We start from the raw sequence: 539 nt of genomic DNA on the forward strand, positions 1-539 counted from the left end.
CACCTCCGCGCCGCGGAAGCGATAAATCGACTGGTCGGCGTCGCCGACGGCGCACACATACGTCTCGTCGCCCGCAAGCTGCCGCAGCAGTTTGAACTGCGCTACGTTGGCGTCCTGATACTCGTCCACCATGACGGCGCGGAATTGGCGGCGCAGGCGGTCGCGGACGGCGTCGTTTTCGGCGAGGAGCGTTACCGGCAGCATGATTAAGTCGCCGAAGTCAACGTTGCCGCTCTCGCGGAGGCGCGTCTGGTAGGCGCGGTATATGGCGGGAAACTCCGGCGCATACTCGTTGGTTTTGCAGGCAAGCTCCGGCGAGTCGGGCGCGAGGCAGTAGTCTTTGGCGAGCGCGATTTTATGCGCGTAACGGGTGGCTTCCAGCCGCGTAAGCTCCGGGCGCGCGTGCGAAAGGAGCTTAGTCGAGTCATCGTCGTCGTACACGGTGAAGCGGGGCGACACGCCGGCGGTTTCGGGATAGCGGCGGAGCAGCCACGCGCCGAACGAGTGGAACGTCTTGATATAGGAAGCGGACGCGCGCG

1 protein-coding gene is annotated in these 539 nt (G+C 64.7%); it reads right to left on the bottom strand.

Annotated elements, in window-relative coordinates:
- A partial coding sequence (locus AWU74_RS07730; RefSeq protein ID WP_162505052.1) for a UvrD-helicase domain-containing protein occupies window positions 1–539 on the bottom strand: 539 nt, incomplete at both ends.

It is taken from the genome of Treponema endosymbiont of Eucomonympha sp. (assembly GCF_001028545.1).